This window comes from Enterobacter sp. Taxon_8 (genome assembly GCF_058354585.1).
Genome location: NZ_CM177989.1, coordinates 2,436,831 through 2,455,208, shown reverse-complemented (window position 1 = coordinate 2,455,208; position 18,378 = coordinate 2,436,831). Strand labels below are relative to the sequence as shown.

General features: G+C 58.3%; 15 protein-coding genes. 9 read left to right on the top strand and 6 right to left on the bottom strand.

Annotated features, from left to right (window positions below):
- Nucleotides 1-55 precede the first annotated feature (55 nt).
- Nucleotides 56-727: an MgtC family protein gene (locus AC4IBF_RS11555; protein WP_133294317.1), complete on the bottom strand. Its 672-nt coding sequence runs from the start codon at nucleotides 725-727 to the stop codon at nucleotides 56-58.
- Between the two features lie 455 nt (nucleotides 728-1,182).
- Here AC4IBF_RS11555 and AC4IBF_RS11550 point away from each other — a divergent pair, with 455 nt between their 5' ends.
- Entirely contained in the window at nucleotides 1,183-2,391 is a 1,209-nt protein-coding gene (locus AC4IBF_RS11550) for an MFS transporter (RefSeq protein WP_133294318.1), read from the top strand.
- A 19-nt stretch (nucleotides 2,392-2,410) separates the two neighbouring features.
- Here AC4IBF_RS11550 and AC4IBF_RS11545 read toward each other — a convergent pair whose 3' ends face one another.
- On the bottom strand, nucleotides 2,411-3,400 hold the full coding sequence (locus AC4IBF_RS11545; protein ID WP_136194789.1) for a 2-hydroxyacid dehydrogenase: 990 nt from the start codon (nucleotides 3,398-3,400) through the stop codon (nucleotides 2,411-2,413).
- Between the two features lie 210 nt (nucleotides 3,401-3,610).
- Here AC4IBF_RS11545 and AC4IBF_RS11540 point away from each other — a divergent pair, with 210 nt between their 5' ends.
- From AC4IBF_RS11540 to AC4IBF_RS11530, 3 genes are read left to right on the top strand one after another with little or no spacing between them, the layout of a single operon-like run.
- Nucleotides 3,611-6,250, top strand: coding sequence for a YdbH family protein (locus tag AC4IBF_RS11540; protein ID WP_133294320.1), 2,640 nt, complete (start codon nucleotides 3,611-3,613; stop codon nucleotides 6,248-6,250).
- Nucleotides 6,247-6,438 carry a YnbE family lipoprotein gene (locus AC4IBF_RS11535; RefSeq protein WP_014169918.1) on the top strand — a complete coding sequence of 64 codons (192 nt, stop codon included), beginning with the start codon at nucleotides 6,247-6,249 and terminating at the stop codon, nucleotides 6,436-6,438. Before AC4IBF_RS11540 ends, AC4IBF_RS11535 begins: the two co-directional genes overlap by 4 nt.
- Before the next feature lie 7 nt (nucleotides 6,439-6,445).
- Nucleotides 6,446-6,763: a YdbL family probable chaperone protein gene (locus tag AC4IBF_RS11530; protein ID WP_115874948.1), complete on the top strand. Its 318-nt coding sequence runs from the start codon at nucleotides 6,446-6,448 to the stop codon at nucleotides 6,761-6,763.
- On the opposite strand, the gene feaR is transcribed toward AC4IBF_RS11530, so the two are convergent.
- Nucleotides 6,764-7,672: a transcriptional regulator FeaR gene (feaR, locus tag AC4IBF_RS11525; protein WP_133295424.1), complete on the bottom strand. Its 909-nt coding sequence runs from the start codon at nucleotides 7,670-7,672 to the stop codon at nucleotides 6,764-6,766.
- 241 nt (nucleotides 7,673-7,913) lie between these two features.
- Between feaR and AC4IBF_RS11520 the strand changes: the two genes are divergently transcribed.
- The gene (locus AC4IBF_RS11520) at nucleotides 7,914-9,413 is read left to right on the top strand and encodes an aldehyde dehydrogenase family protein (protein ID WP_133294321.1); all 1,500 of its coding nucleotides are present in this window, start codon (nucleotides 7,914-7,916) and stop codon (nucleotides 9,411-9,413) included.
- Nucleotides 9,414-9,455: 42 nt separating this feature from the next.
- Here the strand turns inward: AC4IBF_RS11520 and AC4IBF_RS11515 are convergent, their stop codons facing one another.
- From AC4IBF_RS11515 to paaZ, 3 genes are all read right to left on the bottom strand, one after another.
- Nucleotides 9,456-10,562, bottom strand: a complete 1,107-nt coding sequence (locus tag AC4IBF_RS11515; protein WP_136194791.1) for a GGDEF domain-containing protein — start codon at nucleotides 10,560-10,562, stop codon at nucleotides 9,456-9,458.
- Nucleotides 10,563-10,680: 118 nt separating this feature from the next.
- Nucleotides 10,681-12,954 carry a primary-amine oxidase gene (gene tynA, locus AC4IBF_RS11510; RefSeq protein WP_491462830.1) on the bottom strand — a complete coding sequence of 758 codons (2,274 nt, stop codon included), beginning with the start codon at nucleotides 12,952-12,954 and terminating at the stop codon, nucleotides 10,681-10,683.
- 598 nt (nucleotides 12,955-13,552) lie between these two features.
- Nucleotides 13,553-15,595 (bottom strand): phenylacetic acid degradation bifunctional protein PaaZ, encoded by a 2,043-nt coding sequence (paaZ, locus tag AC4IBF_RS11505; RefSeq protein ID WP_491462829.1) that lies wholly within the window; start codon nucleotides 15,593-15,595, stop codon nucleotides 13,553-13,555.
- Between the two features lie 285 nt (nucleotides 15,596-15,880).
- Here paaZ and paaA point away from each other — a divergent pair, with 285 nt between their 5' ends.
- From paaA to paaD, 4 genes are read left to right on the top strand one after another with little or no spacing between them, the layout of a single operon-like run.
- Entirely contained in the window at nucleotides 15,881-16,810 is a 930-nt protein-coding gene (gene paaA, locus AC4IBF_RS11500) for a 1,2-phenylacetyl-CoA epoxidase subunit PaaA (protein ID WP_232057385.1), read from the top strand.
- Between the two features lie 13 nt (nucleotides 16,811-16,823).
- Nucleotides 16,824-17,111: a 1,2-phenylacetyl-CoA epoxidase subunit PaaB gene (gene paaB / locus AC4IBF_RS11495; protein WP_003857353.1), complete on the top strand. Its 288-nt coding sequence runs from the start codon at nucleotides 16,824-16,826 to the stop codon at nucleotides 17,109-17,111.
- Nucleotides 17,112-17,119: 8 nt separating this feature from the next.
- Nucleotides 17,120-17,866 carry a 1,2-phenylacetyl-CoA epoxidase subunit PaaC gene (gene paaC, locus AC4IBF_RS11490; protein WP_133294325.1) on the top strand — a complete coding sequence of 249 codons (747 nt, stop codon included), beginning with the start codon at nucleotides 17,120-17,122 and terminating at the stop codon, nucleotides 17,864-17,866.
- Between the two features lie 11 nt (nucleotides 17,867-17,877).
- The gene (paaD, locus tag AC4IBF_RS11485; RefSeq protein WP_133294326.1) at nucleotides 17,878-18,375 is read left to right on the top strand and encodes a 1,2-phenylacetyl-CoA epoxidase subunit PaaD; all 498 of its coding nucleotides are present in this window, start codon (nucleotides 17,878-17,880) and stop codon (nucleotides 18,373-18,375) included.
- The last annotated feature ends 3 nt before the right edge of the window (nucleotides 18,376-18,378 follow it).

Sequence of the window (18,378 nt, the reverse complement as noted above, 5' to 3'; positions counted from 1 at the left end):
GTTTTCACTCAGGGAAGCGTAACTGAAAAACCGGGCTTCTCGCCCGGTTGAGTATTTACATTGCGTGACAGCTAACGGACGCAATAATTTTATTCCCGCCCATATTGCCCATAATCAGTTCGAGTAATTTTCGGTATTCCTCACGGGTAATCACCTCAGCCCGAATTTCGGTTTTTCCCTCAGCCTGCGCCGTGGCGGAATAAATCGCTTTCAGACTTAACGTCAACTCTTTCGCCATATTTACGACGCTTTGCCGCACCGCATCTTCATGCTCGTCAGCACAGGTGATTTTCAGAACATAGCTTTTTTCGCCTTCATGGAGCACGGGCAGCTGATTAATCCGCTGCGCGGCTTCGCGAAGCAATATGTTGGCGCAGAGAATAATTAAGCTGGCCATAGCGGCATTCCAGAACTGGCCTAAACCACATAGCACGCCAATTCCGGCCGAGCACCACAGCGTGGCGGCGGTGTTCAGACCACGAATATTCATTCCTTCACGCATAATGACGCCTGCGCCAAGAAAGCCTATTCCGGAGACGATTTGTGCTGCGATGCGCCCCGGACTATCAGGAGAGGTGGATACCGAGCTTAAGATGAACACTGCCGCGCCCGTGGCAACCAGTGCATTGGTACGAAGTCCGGCCATACGCTGGCGCCACTGTCTTTCCGCGCCAATAATTGCGCCCAGCAGCATCGCTGCGAGCAGATGAGAGATATAAGGGAGCATCAGCCTGTCGCCTGTAAACGTTAATAAATAATAAGCGTCAGTGCTTTGCTAAGCACATCATAACGCCGTTTAAATGCTAAACGTGTCAGGACGACGGTGGCGGAAAGAGTGAATGTGTAAACATGAACATGCGATGCCCCACAAATTGAGTGGTTTTACTATTTCGGGATACAATCGCTTAAAGAGGATTGCTGCCCACCCTTTCAGGTAAGCAGCGAGAAAATTGCGCTAGCTTACCTTCGTATCGACGATAAAATGACTTTCCAACGAAGGTCTCCTGTGAAAATTTATTGCCAGTATAGTCAGGCGAAATAATGAGTAAAGCGAAAAAACAGCCTCCGTTATGAATTGTTTAAGTTCGAAAGGCATATTTTTAAGACGTCATCTGATTTTCAAAAATACCCGGTATACTACATTTCCTTTTTTTCAGGCGATAACAGACAAAGGCAGGAAGTATGTCTCTTCGTTCGCTGCGGGCATTATGCCTGACAAGTTTTTTCATCGCGGATGTCCGCGATGGCCTCGGTCCTTTTCTCGGTATTTTTCTGACCGAACGCCACTGGACCCCTGATGATATCGGCATCCTGATGACGGCCGGTGGTCTGGCGGGATTACTGGCCACGCTGCCGGCGGGATTCATCACCGACACCTCACGCAGCAAGCGGAGCGTGCTGGCGCTGGTGTGCCTGCTCATCACCCTTAGCACGCTCCTGCTCTGGTTTAGCCAGCAGAGCGGCGTTGTCGCCGTGTCGCAAATCGTCACCGGTATCTGTGCGGCGTTTGTCGGGCCGCTGATCGCCGGGATTACGCTGGGTCTGACCGGCCAGAGCGGATTCAGCGCGCAGATGGGTAGAAACGAAGCGTTCAATCACGGCGGCAACTTTGTTACCGCACTGATTGCAGGCGGCATTGCCTGGTACTGGGGAGTCGGCGGGATTTTTCTGCTGATGACCTGTACCACGCTGTTAACGCTCTGCGCGCTGCTTGCCATTCGCAACCGGGATATTGATAACGACGCGGCGAGAGGACTGTCCTCTTCGGAGAGCCTGCCGGTTCCCGGCTTTGCCGTGCTGATTAAAAACCGGGCGCTGTTTGTGACAGGCCTGACGCTGCTGCTGTTTCATCTGGCGAACGCCGCGCTGCTGCCGATGCTGAGCATGAGGGTGGCCGCGGCACCCGCATCGATCAACCCCGGTTTGTACGCGGCGGGCACCGTTATCATCTCTCAGGCCGTGATGATCCCCGTCGCCATCTGGGTCGCCCACCGAATAGACCGCTACGGCTACTGGCGCTTGATTATGCTGGCGCTGCTGGTGATGCCGGTGCGCGCCGCGCTGGCGGCGTCTACGGACGCGCCGCTCATGATGATCCCGGTACAAATTCTTGACGGGCTGGCCGCAGGGATCCTGGGCGTCGCGGTACCGTCGTTTATCGTGGTGCTGTTGCGCGGGAGCGGGCACGTCAATGCCGGGCAGAGTGTGGTGATGCTGATGCAGGGGATTGGGGCATCCATGAGCCCGGCGTTAACCGGCACGATTGCAGGTCATTACTCATTTGCCACGGCATTCAGTGTCCTGAGCGCGATTGCGCTGGTGGCCGTCCTGCTCTGGTGGCGCGTTGCGCACCGGAGCTGGGAAACGGACAGTACGCCGGGTGGGGCATAGCCGCCACCCGGCGTCACGCTTATGCCAGTTCGTTAGGGCACGCTTCGCCTTTTTCCAGCTGCTGCAGGTTCCCCAGCGTGGTTTCCGAAATGCTGATCAGCGCTTCGGCAGTCAGAAACGCCTGGTGGCCGGTAAACAGCACGTTATGGCAGGCAGAGAGGCGACGGAATACGTCGTCCTGGATCACATCATTCGACTTGTCTTCAAAGAACAGATCGCGTTCGTTCTCATACACGTCCATCCCCAGCGCGCCAATTTTCTGGGTCTTCAGCGCTTCGATAGCGGCCTGAGAATCAACCAGCCCGCCGCGGCTGGTGTTGATGATCATCACGCCATCCTTCATCTGGTCAAATGCCGCCTGGTTAAGCAGGTGGTAGTTCTCCGGCGTCAGCGGGCAGTGCAGGGAGATCACGTCGGACTGCGAGAACAGCGTCGGCAGGTCGACATATTCCACGCCCAGATCCAGCGCTGCGGCGCTCGGGTACGGATCGAACGCCAGCAGACGCATGCCGAAGCCTTTCAGAATGCGCAGGGCGGCGATGCCGATTTTACCGGTCCCGATCACGCCCGCGGTTTTGCCGTACATGGTAAAGCCGGTCAGCCCTTCCAGAGAAAAGTTGGCATCACGGGTACGCTGATAAGCGCGGTGAATACGACGGTTGAGCGACATCATCATGCCAATCGCATGTTCCGCGACCGCTTCCGGGGAGTACGCCGGGACGCGCACCACCCTCAGACCCAGCTCTTTCGCCGCGTCGAGGTCCACGTTATTAAAGCCCGCGCAGCGCAGGGCGATATATTTCACCCCCTGTTTTTTCAACTCTTCCAGCACCGGGCGACTGCCGTCATCGTTTACGAAAATGCAGACGCCTTCACAGCCGTGCGCCGTTTTGGCGGTTTTTTCGGACAGCAGAAAGTCGAAAAATTCAAGCTCAAACCCGTAAGCCTCGTTAACATGTTGCAGATACTTTTTGTCGTACTGCTTTGTGCTATATACCGCGAGTTTCATAAGACTTTCTCCAGTGATTTTGCATTCACGTTAGCATGATTAAAATTATCTTACAATTTCTAAAATATTATTTAATTCAATAAGTTCTATCAATTATTCTAGAGCATCTATCCTTAAAAATGGCATTCCCTTCAACTGACTGGCTAAACATGCGACAATGATCGGCACTGCCGGCTTAATTCTTTCGCTAAATCAGGATATTAACTGCCCATGAAGGGTAAATACAAAGCCGCTCTTGCGCTTTTACTGCTGTTCATACTGTTGCCGCTGACGCTGCTGATGACGCTCGCCCAGTGGGTCCCGACGCTCGCCGGGATCTGGCTGCCCGTGGGGACGCGCATCGCGTTCGAAGAGAGCCCGAAACTAACCCGCCACGCGCTGGTGATCCCCAATCTTCGCTATCTGGTTGAAGACTGCGAAATTGCCCGCATCGATAACGTGACGCTGTCACATCCGAGCCGCTGGAAGCTGGATATCGGCGCGCTGGATTTAAATTCCGTCTGTCTGAGCAAAATTCCTCAGTCAGCGCCTTCAACGGTCGCCCCGAAAACGCTCGCGCAATGGCAGGCAGTATTACCCAATACCTGGCTCACGATTCACCGTCTGACGCTCTCTCCCTGGCAGCAGTGGCAGGGCGAGCTGCGTGCGTCGCTGACCCCGTCCAGTCAGGAGATCGCCTATAAAGGCGAGCAGGTCAGCATTAAAGGCACGCTTCGCGGTCAGACGCTCTCGGTCAGCCAGTTCGATGTACAGCTCCCGGACCAGCCGCAGCCGATTAAGCTGGTGGGCGAATTTACCCTGCCGCTGGTACCGGATGGCGTACCGGTGAAAGGCCACGCGGTCGCGACCTTTAACGTGCCACAGTTGACGTCTCTGGTCGATGCCGATCTGGACTGGGAAGACAATCAGGGACAGCTGGTGGTGATGGCGCGGGACAATCCCGATCCGCTGCTCGACCTGCCGTGGCAGATCACGGCGGAACAGCTGAACATCAGCGACGGGCGCTGGAACTGGGATCTCTCGGGTATGCCGCTGAGCGGGCGGGTGTCCCTTCGCGCCGACAACTGGCAGCAGGGGCTGGAGAAAGCCACCCTGACCGGACGGCTGAATGTGCTTACCCACGGTGATGCGGGGAAAGGGAACGCGGTACTGAATATCGGGCCAGGCAGGCTCAGCATGGAAAACAGCGACATGCCTCTGCACCTGAGCGGCGAGGCAAAGCAAAACGATCTCATTCTTTACGCTAAATTGCCCGCAACGCTGACCGGCAGCCTGTATGAACCGAAGCTGGCCTTTGAGCCGGGCGCGCTGCTCCGCTCGCGCGGGCGCATCATTGACTCACTTGATATCGATGAAATCCGCTGGCCGCTGGCGGGCGTGAAGCTCACCCAGAAGGGGGTGGACGGTCGTTTACAGGCGATTCTGCGCGCCCATGAAAACGAGATGGGCGATTTTGAACTCCACCTGGACGGTCAGGCCAGCGACTTCTTACCCGATAACGGCCTGTGGCAGTGGCGCTACTGGGGTAAAGGCGGTTTTACGCCGATGCATGCCCGCTGGGATGTCGCCGGGAAAGGCGAGTGGCGCGACAATCTTATTGAGCTGACGGCGCTTTCCACCGGTTTTGACAAGCTCCAGTACGGCACGATGGAGGTCAGCAAGCCTCGCCTGGTGCTGGATCAACCGGTGCGCTGGTTACGTGACCCCGAAAAACCGACCTTCAGCGGCGCGCTGTCGCTTAACGCCGGGCAAACCCGTTTCTCCGGCGGCAGCGTGTTGCCGCCATCGGTCCTGACCTTTAGCGTCGACGGCACCGACCCGACTATTTTTCAGTTTAAGGGCGACCTCCACGCGGACAAAATCGGTCCGGTACAGGTAAACGGGCGCTGGGATGGCGTACGCCTGCGCGGGCAGGCCTGGTGGCCGAAACAGTCTCTCACCGTATTCCAGCCGCTGATCCCGCCTGACTGGAAAATGACGCTGCGCGACGGGGAACTGTATGCGCAGGTCGCCTTCTCGGCGGCGGCCGATCAGGGTTTTGAAGCGGGCGGGCACGGCGTGCTGAAATCCGGCAGCGCCTGGATGCCGGATAACCAGATTAACGGCGTCGATTTTTTGCTGCCGTTTCGCTTCAGCGACGGAACCTGGTCTCTGGGCACGCGCGGTCCGGTGACGCTGCGCATCGGTGAAGTGGTAAACCTGGTGACCGCGCGCAACATTACTGCCGATCTACAGGGGGACTATCCCTGGACGGAGGACAATCCGCTGCTGCTCACCAACGTGAAGGTGGAAACCCTCGGCGGGAAGATCACCATGCAGCAGCTGCGGATGCCGCAGCACGATCCGGCCCTGCTGCGGGTGGACAATATCTCTTCGAGCGAGCTGATTAGCGCCGTTAATCCGAAACAGTTTGCCATGTCGGGGCCAGTCAGCGGGGCGCTGCCGTTCTGGCTGGACAATGAAAAATGGATCATTGAAGATGGCTGGCTCACCAACCCGGGCCCAATGACGCTGCGCATCGACAAAGATACGGCCGACGCCATCGTTAAAGATAATATGGTTGCGGGTGCCGCGATTAACTGGCTCCGCTATATGGAAATTTCGCGTTCGTGGACGAGAATCAATTTAGATAATCTGGGTGAATTAACCATGCAGGCGACCATCAAGGGGAACAGCTGGGTGGATGGCAAAAGCAGCTCCGTCAACCTGAACTATACCCATGACGAGAATGTCTTTACCCTCTGGCGTAGCCTGCGCTTTGGGGACAACCTGCAAACCTGGTTTGAGCAACATGCGGCGATACCTGCTCCCCGCAGTTCGACCGGCAAGGAAAGTGAGGAACAACAATGAAAAAGATGGCTGGTGTGCTCACCGTTGCCGTTGCCGCGCTACTGACCGGCTGTACGCCGCGCATTGAAGTCGCTGCGCCAAAGGAGCCGATTACCATCAATATGAATGTCAAAATCGAACATGAGATCCACATTAAGGTCGATAAAGACGTCGAAACCCTGCTGAAATCGCGCAGCGATCTGTTCTGAGGACGCCATGAAACGAGTAGCTCTGATTTTGCTGGCGCTGGGGATGAACGTACAGGCGGCTACGCTCACCCTGAACGATGCCCGGGCGCAGGGGCGCGTGGGGGAAACCCTCAGCGGTTATCTGGCCCCGATTCAACAGGACGCCGAAACGCTGGCGCTGGTCAATCGCATCAACGCGGCGCGCACGGAAAGCTACCAGAAGCTGGCTGACAGCAATAATTTGCCGGTCGATGAAGTGGCCAAAATGGCTGGGCAAAAACTGGTTGCCCGCGCGCAGCCGGGCGAGTACGTGAAGGGTATTAACGGAAAATGGCTCAGAAAGTAGCTAGCGGTAGCGCCTGCGGTATTCACCCGGCGAGACGCCAAAACGCTGCTTAAACGCCGTTGAAAAATGGCTATGGTCGGTAAACCCCCAGCTGTAGCCAATGCCCGCCAGCTTTTCATCATCGCCAGCAGTGCGCAGTACCTGCGCGCAGAGATCCAGGCGACGGTTTTTAATGTACTGCGCGACCACCAGCCCCTTTTCGGCAAACATGCGGTAGAGGCTGCGCACGGACATACCGCTCTCGGCGGCAATCCATTCAGGACGCAGCGATTCAGACTGAATATGGTCGTCAATCAGCGCCACCACATGCTGGAACTGGCGCTCCTTGCGCGGCTGAATGATTTCACGTTGCTGGAAAGCGGGGCGCAGCAGGCAGATCATCGCTTCGAGCGCCGCTTCGCTTTCACGATCGCTCAGGTCGGCATTGCTCATACTCTCCATCAACAGGCGATGGCTCAGCTGTACCGTGGGTAAGGTGCGGGAAAGGGCGGTCGCGCAGCTTATCTCCTGGAAACGACACTGCTGCTCAATAATCTGACGCGGAACCAGGAGCGAAATCTGGCGGGATTTTTCCTGCCAGTTGATTGAACAGGGACGCGACGCGTCAATCAGCGTGATATCACCGGTTTTGAGCAGCGCGCGACGGTCATCCTGCTCAATTTCTGCACTCCCTTCGAGCTGGAACACGGTATAGAACCAGGCATCGTTACTCTGTTTGATCTCCTGGCGGGAGCGGAACAGGTTAACTCCGCCTGCGGTCACGGTGCTGAGCTTCAGGGTGCGCGCATAGCTGGTCTCCAGCTCGCCGTAGAATTTACCCCCGGTGGGCTGCGCGTTAAAACGCCCGCAAACCTGGTTAATTTGCGCCAGCCAATGCTGATACTGTTCCTGCTCGCTTGCACACGCCATCGTTTCTCTCACTGCACCGTCAACGTTTTCGCATTGTTGCATTTGTGTTGCATTTTGTCAGAGCTATGAGGCTGACTATAGGAAAGAACACTCACCGGTTACAGCGATATAAGCGGCAATTATCGCGATTTGCGGAGCCTGTCACAGGTGGCAAAGCGAATGTCACAGAGACAAAAGCGAGAATGCAAAACCCCTCTTAGACTGGATGAACACCCTGCGAAGAATAACGAAGGAGTATCCTATGTCTGAATCACAGGTGGCTATTCAGCCTGCCGTGCAGCAGTTTTTAGACCGACATCATGGCCTGTGGATTGAAGGGCGTCAGGCCGCGTCGGACAGTGAAAAGCGGCTGAACGTCTACAACCCGGCTACGGGCGAGGTGATTGCCTCGACTGCCGATGCCAGCGTCGATGACGTTGATCGTGCCGTCATGTCCGGCTGGCGCGCCTTTGTGGCCCGCACCTGGGCCGGAAAACTCCCGGCGGAGCGCGAGCGGATCCTGCTCCATTTCGCCGATCTGGTGGAACAGCACAGCGAGGAGCTGGCCCAGCTTGAAACGCTGGAGCAGGGCAAATCCATCAACATTTCCCGTATGTTTGAAGTCGGCTGCACCCTGAACTGGATGCGCTATACCGCCGGGTTGACCACCAAAATTTCGGGTAAAACTCTCGATCTTTCTATCCCGCTGCCGCAGGGCGCCCGCTATCAGGCGTGGACGCGTAAAGAGCCGGTTGGCGTGGTGGCCGGGATTGTGCCCTGGAACTTCCCGCTGATGATCGGCATGTGGAAAGTGATGCCAGCGCTGGCAGCTGGCTGCTCTATCGTCATTAAGCCGTCTGAAACCACGCCTCTGACTATGCTGCGCGTGGCAGAACTGGCCAGTGAAGCGGGCATCCCGGATGGGGTGTTCAACGTGGTGACCGGGAGCGGCGCGGTGTGTGGCGCGGCGCTGACCTCTCATCCGCATATCGCGAAGGTGAGCTTCACCGGCTCAACGGCGACGGGTAAGCAAATTGCCCGCGCGGCGGCGGACACGCTAACCGGCGTGACCCTGGAGCTGGGCGGGAAAAACCCGGCAATTGTGCTCAAGGATGCGGACCCCGCGTGGGTGATCGAAGGCCTGATGACCGGCAGCTTCCTGAACCAGGGGCAGGTGTGCGCGGCGAGCTCGCGCATCTACATTGAGGCGCCGCTGTTTGACACCCTGGTCAGCGGGTTTGAACAGGCGGTGAAATCCCTGAGCGTCGGGCCAGGCATGTCGCCGGAAGCGTTTATTAACCCGCTGGTGTCGCGCGCGCATTGCGACAAGGTGCAGACCTTCCTCGATGAGGCGAAGTCGCGCCACGCGGAGCTGATCGTCGGTAACCGGGGGCCGGAAGGCAAAGGCTATTACGTTTCACCTACGCTGGTGGTGAACCCGGATGCCTCGCTGCGCCTGACCCGCGAAGAGGTGTTTGGCCCGGTGGTCAACCTGGTGCGCGTCTCCGACGGGGAAGAGGCGCTCCAGCTGGCAAATGACACTGAATATGGCCTGACGGCCAGCGTCTGGACGCAGAATATCAGCAAGGCGCTGGAATATACCGACAGGCTGCAGGCGGGCACCGTCTGGGTGAACAGCCATACGCTGATCGACGCCAACCTGCCGTTCGGCGGCATGAAGCAGTCCGGTACCGGACGCGATTTTGGCCCGGACTGGCTGGACGGCTGGTGTGAAACCAAGTCGGTGTGCGTGCGGTATTAAAAAGCAAGCCGGGTAAGGCGTAGCCGCCACCCGGCTTTTTTTCTACAGCGACCACCGATCCCGACCTGCCTCTTTCGCCCGATACAGCGCCGCATCGGCGCGGGCGATGATCTCGGTGCCCGCTAACCCCTCGGCCATGCTCGCAATCCCCATGCTCACGGTGACATGGTCGCTGACCGTCGAGGCGCCGTGCGGTATGGCTTCCGTACGCAGGCCGTCCTGAATACGCAGGGCTACCTTTTCCGCGATGTTCTCCGGGCAATTAAACAGAATCACCAGAAACTCTTCGCCGCCGTAGCGTGACACCACATCGTCAGGCGTGCGCACGGACTGCTTCAGCACGCGCGCCACGCGCGTCAGACAGTCGTCGCCCGCCTGGTGCCCGTAGGTATCGTTGTAGCGCTTGAAGTAGTCGATATCCAGCATGATCACCGAGAAGGTTTTTTTCTGCTCAACCGCGTTCTCCAGCACCACCTCCATTTTCCGGCGATTGGCGGTTTTGGTTAACGGGTCCTGATGCGCCAGCGCGTCCAGCCGCGAAATAAGCAGCTGATTTTGCTGGTTACGTCGCCAGGCTTCGTCAAACCAGCTCAGCAGAATGAAACGCCCGCAGATCAGGATCAGCGTAAACACGCTCCAGATAACAACGAAGTGTAGGTTGAGGCCATCGTTTCGTATCCAGCTTGCTACCGGCAGGGTGATCCAGAGCGGGAGCACAAAGGCGAGCAGCCCTTCAGGGTAGAAATAGAGCGCCGTCAAACCGGCGAGTAACAGAATAACGCACAGCGGCCAGACGTGCGGGAGCAGCAGCTGGGTGATAAACCAGAAGCAGGAGACCGACCAGATGGCGCTACAGATAAACAACACCACGCTGATACCGGCGATACGCCGCCAGGCCATGAGGATCAGCGCGGCCGAGAGGATGATAATACCGAGCATGGAGGCATCAACCATTCTCGTCAGCTGGGGCGAGTGGGGATAAAGGGGATCGCTGGGCTTAAGCAGAACGTGTCGCAGCAGAATCATCACCGCAAAGCTGATATTGACGAAGGCCAGCCACGGCAGGTTCATCGCCAGCCCGTGCATGACCATGGCATGGCGCGTTGGCCAGGTCGCCCGTTCCAGCGACGGTTTTTTTCTTTTTTCCATAAAGCCCTTTCCCGTCCGGGGGATAAATCATGTCGATGAGATATCTGTAACTATAAGCAAGCCAGGACGATCCTCAAACGCCAGGGCAAAAAAAACCGGGCTATTGCCCGGCGGGTGGTTATTTTTCGTCTTTTTTCTTCCCGAGCGTTGGCGTCTCGTCGAAGAAGTTCCACGGCTTAAGCAGGGTATGCACCCATTCCGTTGGCATGATCGGCCACTCTTCCGCGCGCGCCACGTGGGTGGTGCCGGTGGTCATCCAGACCACGTCATCCTGATCGTTCAGCGACTCGTTATCCTTGCTGTACTGCCCAAGGCCCGTGTCGTGGATGGAGCGGTTCGGGAATTTCCCTTCCGGGTAGAGCTCATCCGGATGGTAACGGGTCACCCACAACTGTTTGTCCATAAAGCTCAGGCGATGGTAAATCCACTCGTCCGGTGCAAATTTCGCGCCGGTTGCCACCGGGTGCGTCCCCCCCGCGTAAGGGATAATCTGGTACGAGACCGGGTTGCCCATGCGGTTCTCTTTACTTGTGTTGCTCAGCAGTCGAATCGTGCCCGGGTCGAACTTCTGCGCCGCCTGCTGCTCGGTATCAATATCGTACTGATTAATCTGCATGGTGCTGGTGCGCGGGCCCCCGGCGGTATTCGGCTTCACTTCCGGATCCATCGCCACCAGCTTGTTGTTGATGCCGTCCACGTCCATATCAAGACGGAAGTTGTAGATGTGCTGGTGCGTGGTGCCTACGATGTTGTGGTCGATCAGCGTGCCGTATTTTGTATCGTCTTTGGCGGTGGCATCGTGCATGGTTTTTGCCTGCACGCCTTTCACCGCTTCGATACCCGTCGCGCCGGCGTCAATGCCGATGGTGCCATTTTCATGGAACACCCAGTCGAAGATGTAATCGTAATTGCCCACGGTACTCACCCAGCGCACCACCAGTTCGCGGCGCTCGGTGCTTACGTTAGGCTGGCCCATCTCCTGATGCTTATATTCCGGCCCCGCGTAGCGTTCGAAAATCGCAATCGCGCGCGGGATCTCCATCGGCGAGCCGGTATAGTCCGGGATAGTTTCGTTGAGCATCACCGCGTTGGACGGCACGTCTTTACCGCGCACCAGAGGGGAGGTCAAGGTACCCATGCCGTAGTCGCCGGAATCAAGATAGGCCTTGAAGTACCAACCCACGTCCGGATCGCCGTAAGGAACAATCATGCCGCCGAGCGACCCCTGATACATAATCTGGCGCTTTTTGCCGTTGTCGCTATACGTGACGGTTGAAATCATCGGGCCGACGCGGGAGTCCAGGCTCAGGTGGAAATCCCAGTTCTGCCAGTGCACCATATCGCCGGTAATGGTGTAGTTCTTGCCTTCCGGTTCAATGATGTCGAGCGGTTTTTTAGGCGTCTCTATACGGTCGCGGCCATCGTAGGGGCGCGGCGTCATCGGGACCGGAACAACGGCGCCTTCTTCTATTTTCTGGATTTTTTTCTGCTCCAGATCCACCACGGCCACCAGGTTCTCAATCGGGTGCGCCCAGTAGTTGCCGTCGCCGACGTCGAGATAGCTCACCACTTTCAGCAGGCGATCTTCCTGCTTCAGGCCGTCTTTACCGTCGAAATAGCCGACGGTCAGCGGCGTGGTAATCACTTTTTTCGGGTCGGTGATGCCGTGTTTTTTAAGCACCTCGGCAAATTCCGTACTCTCGTTAACGATCTGCTGTACCGCGGTGAAATCATCCAGCAGGACCATGCCGTGCGCGTCTTTCACCGGCTCCCAGCGCAGGATTTTTTTATCCTTCAGATCCACCAGGCTTTCGATAACGTGCTTCCCATCGAGCATCACAATCTTTGCCTGACGCGGGGCATCCACCGCCGTACCGTTAAGCACAAAGTCCCACACTTTGGCTTTCTCTGGCTCAGCAAGGGCAATTTGGGTAAAGCGGGTATTCGGTTTAAAATCCGCTGAGGCTTTGACAATCTCAACGGCCTGCTTAATTTCGTCCGCCGTCAGCGCGTTTAGCGGGTGAGGGCGTTTTTCAACCTGGAAGGTCTGGTCAAGGCCGGACTGGAAAACATCGTTGATGAAGCTGTCAGAGATAAAGGCTTTTTTGCCTTTCATCACCACCGGCACCTCGAGCTTGAGGGTTTTCCCGTTGACGATGGCGGTTTTAGCGCCCGGTTTGACCTTCACAAAGGCGCCGTCTTTCGCAATGGTGAACATCTGTGCGTAATCATCCCACTGAACGTCCGCACCGAAGTCCTGCAGCGTTTTGTCCATCGGGACCATATGCGCCTCACTGCCGTGGGCGAAAACAGGGGATTGCCAGGCGCAACACAGCGCAACGGCCATAGCCAGCGCCGTTCTACGGGCAGAAAAAGAAGAATTGCTTCCCATCGTAGACCTCATCTTGTTGTGTTTATTGTGTTGTGACAGCCTTATCCTGACAGGCGCCTGAGAAAAGCGTTTGCCTGCATCTGCCAGGTTATTTGCCAGTCTTGCCAGGTTAAAAAAAGAGCGGGGATACATCACATGCCGGGCCATTTCCTCTCCCCACAAATGATGTCAGCACAGGCGACCCCCTCTCCCTTGAGGGAGAGGGCTGGGGTGAGGGGGAACATACGGCTGTGGTGGTCATTCCGTTCACTTTATGTTCCTTACTACTCTGTAACGACATGACCGGTGAACGTGCCAGGGTGGCTCAATCGCCACCACCCTGGCGACCCGGGCTCCCGGCGGTAAATCGCCGCTTCGCGGTGCCCTCAGCTTATTCCTTCAGGCTATCGGGTCGGGCATGAGCCTGCATCCCTGCAGGCCACGCCCTCTCGGCGCATCCCTGCGCCTCGCCCCGGCCTTACGGAAACGCTTCGGCGATTTACAGCCGGACCAGGGTATCGCTGTAAGCCATTAATTTTCCTGAAGCAATTTATCGCTTCTGGTTAAAAAAATTACAGGGATTCCTCCCCCTTTGGGGAGAGGGTCAGGGTGAGGGGCGTTAGCTGAAATCTCCCTGCTGGCGCGCCACCAGCGTCAGGATGGAGTAAAGCGCCACGGCCTGGTGGTGCTGGTTGAAGATCTCAACCGCCCATTCCACCACGCCGGTCGGTTTTTCCTCGGCGGTGCGCTGTTTCTTCAGCGTTTTACGCTTGCAGGTCAGACGTACCTGAATGGTATCGCCCGGTTTGACCGGCTCGATAAAGCGCAGGTTTTCCATGCCGTAGTTGGCAATCACCGGCCCGACGCCCGCATCAACGAACAGTCCCGCCGCGGCGGAGATCAGGAAGTAGCCGTGCACCACGCGCTCGCCAAAGATCGACTCTGCCGCGCCGATCTTGTCCATATGGGCGTAGAAGTGATCGCCGCTCAGGCAGGCAAAGTTCACGATGTCCGCTTCCGTGAGGGTGCGGCGCGGCGTCAGCAGGCTGTCGCCCGGCTGTAGCTCCTCAAAGTATTTGCGGAACGGATGCACGCGATCTTCCTGCACCGTTGCGCCACGCACCCACTGCTTGCCGATGGCGGCCAGCATGGTCGGACTGCCCTGAATGGCCGTGCGCTGCAGGTAGTGCTTCACCGCGCGCAGGCCGCCCAGCTCTTCGCCGCCGCCCGCGCGACCCGGGCCGCCGTGCACCAGCTGAGGAAGCGGGGAGCCGTGGCCGGTAGACTCTTTTGATGATTCCTCGTTAAGGATCTGAATACGCCCGTGGGCGCGCGCCGCGCCGAGAATAAACTGGCGGGCAATGTCCAGGTCTGCGGTGACCAGCGTGCCCGCCAGGCTGCCGCCGCCCGCGCGGGCAAGCTGCATTGCGTGGCGCGCGTCGCGATACGGCATCAGCGTCGCAACCGGGCCAAAGGCTTCGGTTGAGTGCACCGCCGGGGTTTCATCCGGCTGCGGGCAGAACAGCAGGGTCGGTGGGAAGAACGCCCCCGCGGCCTGCAAATCCGCTTTGCCGCCCAGACGGATCTGGCAGCCAGCGGCGATCAACTGATCCACTTTCTCCTGCACGTCCGCACGCTGTTCGGCGTTGACCAGCGCGCCCATCTTTACCCCTTCCTGCGCCGGGTCGCCCACCACCACCTTTTCCAGGCGGGCAACCAGCGCCTGGCTCACGGCGTCAATCTGGCTCTGCGGGACGATAATGCGGCGAATGGCCGTACATTTCTGCCCGGCTTTGGCGGTCATCTCGCGCACCACTTCCCGGATGAACAGGGCGAACTCCGGCTGCTCCGGCGTGACGTCTTCCCCCAGCACGCAGCAGTTCAGTGAGTCGGCTTCCATCGTGAACGGAATGGCATTCGCCACAATATTCGGGTGCACGCGCAGGCTTTGCCCGGTGCTGGCGGAGCCGGTAAAGGTCACTACGTCCTGGCTGTCGAGCTGATCGAGCAGATCCCCCGCGCCGCCGCAGATCAGGCTGATAGCGCCGTCCGGCACCAGCCCGCTGTCGACGATGGATTTCACCATCGCCTGCGTCACCTGCGCGGTGGCGGTGGCGGGTTTGATGATGGCGGGCATGCCGGCAAGCCAGGTCGGGGCCAGCTTTTCCAGCATCCCCCAGCAGGGGAAGTTAAAGGCGTTGATGTGCACCGCCACGCCGGACTTCGAGGTCAGGACGTGACGCGCGGCAAAGCCGCCTTCTTTTGACAGCGGGATCGGTTCGTCTTCCGGCCACACGGTGTCATCCGGCAGCTCGCGGCTGCCCAGGCTTGCGTAAGTGAAGAGGGTGCCGATCCCGCCTTCGATATCGACCCAGCTGTCTGATTTTGTCGCCCCGGTCTGGGCGGACAGGGCATAAAACGTCTCTTTCTCGCTAAGCAGGTGCTTTGCCACCGCCTTCAGCATGGCCGCGCGTTCGATAAAGGTCATCGCGTGAAGCGCTTCGCCGCCGCGCTCAATCGCATAGCGACGGGCGGCCGCCATATCCAGCCCTTCGCTGGTCACGCTCCACAGCGCTTCGCCACTGATGGCGTGATGAATAGTGCGTTCGCGGCCCCGGCCAGACTGCCAGGAACCGGATAAGAAGCTGGCTAACTGCTGCATCGCTTATCTCCAAATGTTACGTAATTTACTCATTAATAGTTTAATCATGAATCATAAAAATCAAGCGGCGTTTTTAATGAATTGTTAATGATGTGATCTGACTGGATGAATTTCAGAATACGAAGGCCCGCTTATCAAGGCTTTCAGCAAAAGGCTTGCGAGCAACGTCACAGAATCAGGAAACAATTCTTGGGGTTATATTTAACCTTTGTGTAACTTTTAAAAAACAAAGTGATTCAACATTACGCTTTAATTTGCAAACTAACGAATCATAAAGGTGATGACGTGACGCAAGAACAACGGTTTGAGCAGCGCATAGCGCAGGAGACGGCGATTGAGCCTCAGGACTGGATGCCTGACGCCTACCGTAAGACGTTGATCCGTCAGATTGGCCAGCATGCGCACTCCGAAATTGTCGGCATGCTGCCGGAAGGGAACTGGATCGCCCGCGCCCCGACGCTGCGCCGAAAAGCGATCCTGCTGGCGAAGGTGCAGGACGAAGCCGGACACGGGCTTTACCTCTACAGCGCGGCGGAAACGCTGGGCTGCGCGCGGGAAGACATCTACCAGAAGATGCTCGACGGCAAGATGAAATACTCCTCCATCTTCAACTATCCGACCCTGAGCTGGGCCGATATCGGCGTGATCGGCTGGCTGGTGGACGGCGCGGCCATCGTCAACCAGGTGGCGCTGTGCCGCACTTCCTATGGTCCGTATGCCCGCGCGATGGTGAAAATCTGTAAAGAAGAGAGCTTCCACCAGCGTCAGGGCTTTGAGGCCTGCATGGTGCTGGCGCAGGGCAGCGAGGCCCAGCGCCAGATGCTCCAGGACGCCATCAACCGCTTCTGGTGGCCGGCGCTGATGATGTTCGGGCCAAACGACGACAACTCGCCGAACAGCGCCCGCAGCCTGGCGTGGAAAATCAAGCGCTTCGGCAACGACGAGCTGCGCCAGCGCTTTGTCGACAACACGGTGCCGCAGGTGGAGATGCTGGGCATGACGGTGCCCGATCCCGACCTGCGCTTCGATGACGAGAGCGGTCATTACCGCTTCGGCGAGATCGACTGGCAGGAGTTTGACGAGGTCATTATCGGGCGCGGCATCTGCAACCACGAACGCCTGGCCGCCAAGCGTAAAGCCTGGGAAGAGGGCGCGTGGGTGCGGGAAGCCGCGCTGGCGCACGCCGAAAAACAGCGCGCCCGTCAGGCCGCATAAAGAGGAAATAACCATGAGCAATGTCTACTGGCCGCTATACGAAGTGTTCGTACGCAGCAAACAGGGGTTATCCCACCGTCACGTGGGCAGTCTGCATGCCGCCGACGACCGCATGGCGCTGGAAAATGCGCGCGATGCCTACACCCGGCGCAGCGAAGGGTGCTCTATCTGGGTGGTTAAGGCGAGCGAGATTGTCGCGTCCCAGCCGGAAGAGAGCGGCGAGTTTTTCGACCCGGCGGAAAGCAAGGTCTATCGACATCCGACGTTCTACACCATCCCTGACGGCATCGAGCACATGTGAGGCAAAGAATGAATTCAGTGACTGCCTATGCCCTGCGTCTGGGCGACAACGGTCTGGTGCTTTCCCAGCGTCTCGGCGCCTGGTGCGGCCACGCGCCGGAGCTGGAAATCGACCTCGCGCTCGCCAATATCGGTCTCGACCTGCTGGGCCAGGCGCGCAATTTCCTGACCTATGCCGCGGAGCTGGAAGGCCAGGGCGATGAAGACACGCTGGCGTTTGGTCGCGACGAACGCCAGTTCCGCAACGTCCTGCTGGTGGAGCAGCCGAACGGCAGCTTCGCCGACACGATTGCCCGCCAGTACCTGATGGATGCCTGGAACGTGGCGCTGTACGAACGCCTGACCCAAAGCCGCGACGGCCAGCTTGCCGCCATTGCCGCCAAGGCAATTAAAGAGGCGCGCTACCACCTGCGCTTCAGCCGCGGCTGGCTGGTGCGTCTGGGCGACGGCAGCGAAACGTCCGCGCAAAAAATGCAGCAGGCCATCGACAGCCTGTGGCGTTTTACGGCGGAGCTGTTTGAGGCGGATGACGTTGAGCTGGAATTGATTGACGCCGGTGTGGCGGTTGACCCGCGCCTCCTGCGTCAGCCGTGGGAAAGTGAAGTCTTTGCCGGTCTGAATGAAGCCTGCCTGCAGGTGCCCGCCGAGGTGGCGTACCGCACCGGGGGCAAGAGGGGGCTGCATACCGAACATCTGGGCCCGATGCTGGCGGAAATGCAGTATCTCCAGCGCGCGTATCCCGGTCAGCAGTGGTAAAGGAGAACGCTATGCAACGCCTCGTCGACATCGCGCCCGCGCAAATCCCGCAGATCTGGGCGCTGTTAGGCCAGATCCCCGATCCGGAAGTGCCGGTGTTAACCATCACCGATTTAGGCATGGTGCGCAGCGTAAAGGCGCAGGGGGAAGGCTGGGTCATCGGCTTCACGCCCACCTACTCGGGCTGTCCGGCGACGGAGCACCTGCTGGGGGCGATCCGTGAGGCGATGACCGCGCACGGCTTTACTCCGGTGCACATTGTGCTCCAGCTTGAACCCGCCTGGACCACAGACTGGATGACCGCCGACGCGCGTGAGCGCCTGCGGGCGTACGGCATCAGTCCGCCGGTGGGGCATAGCTGTCACGCACACGCCCCAGCCGAGGTGAGCTGCCCGCGCTGCGCCAGCACCGACACCGCGCTTATCAGTGAATTTGGTTCGACGGCCTGCAAAGCGCTCTATCGCTGCAACACCTGCCGTGAGCCCTTCGACTATTTCAAATGTATTTGAGGC

What these genes read in the sequence shown, in the direction of transcription:
- AC4IBF_RS11555 (WP_133294317.1), bottom strand. Translation starts at nt 727, where the DNA reads ATGCTCCCTTATATCTCTCATCTGCTCGCAGCGATGCTGCTGGGCGCA.
- AC4IBF_RS11550 (WP_133294318.1), top strand. Translation starts at nt 1,183, where the DNA reads ATGTCTCTTCGTTCGCTGCGGGCATTATGCCTGACAAGTTTTTTCATC.
- AC4IBF_RS11545 (WP_136194789.1), bottom strand. Translation starts at nt 3,400, where the DNA reads ATGAAACTCGCGGTATATAGCACAAAGCAGTACGACAAAAAGTATCTG.
- AC4IBF_RS11540 (WP_133294320.1), top strand. Translation starts at nt 3,611, where the DNA reads ATGAAGGGTAAATACAAAGCCGCTCTTGCGCTTTTACTGCTGTTCATA.
- AC4IBF_RS11535 (WP_014169918.1), top strand. Translation starts at nt 6,247, where the DNA reads ATGAAAAAGATGGCTGGTGTGCTCACCGTTGCCGTTGCCGCGCTACTG.
- AC4IBF_RS11530 (WP_115874948.1), top strand. Translation starts at nt 6,446, where the DNA reads ATGAAACGAGTAGCTCTGATTTTGCTGGCGCTGGGGATGAACGTACAG.
- feaR (WP_133295424.1), bottom strand. Translation starts at nt 7,672, where the DNA reads ATGGCGTGTGCAAGCGAGCAGGAACAGTATCAGCATTGGCTGGCGCAA.
- AC4IBF_RS11520 (WP_133294321.1), top strand. Translation starts at nt 7,914, where the DNA reads ATGTCTGAATCACAGGTGGCTATTCAGCCTGCCGTGCAGCAGTTTTTA.
- AC4IBF_RS11515 (WP_136194791.1), bottom strand. Translation starts at nt 10,562, where the DNA reads ATGGAAAAAAGAAAAAAACCGTCGCTGGAACGGGCGACCTGGCCAACG.
- tynA (WP_491462830.1), bottom strand. Translation starts at nt 12,954, where the DNA reads ATGGGAAGCAATTCTTCTTTTTCTGCCCGTAGAACGGCGCTGGCTATG.
- paaZ (WP_491462829.1), bottom strand. Translation starts at nt 15,595, where the DNA reads ATGCAGCAGTTAGCCAGCTTCTTATCCGGTTCCTGGCAGTCTGGCCGG.
- paaB (WP_003857353.1), top strand. Translation starts at nt 16,824, where the DNA reads ATGAGCAATGTCTACTGGCCGCTATACGAAGTGTTCGTACGCAGCAAA.
- paaC (WP_133294325.1), top strand. Translation starts at nt 17,120, where the DNA reads ATGAATTCAGTGACTGCCTATGCCCTGCGTCTGGGCGACAACGGTCTG.
- paaD (WP_133294326.1), top strand. Translation starts at nt 17,878, where the DNA reads ATGCAACGCCTCGTCGACATCGCGCCCGCGCAAATCCCGCAGATCTGG.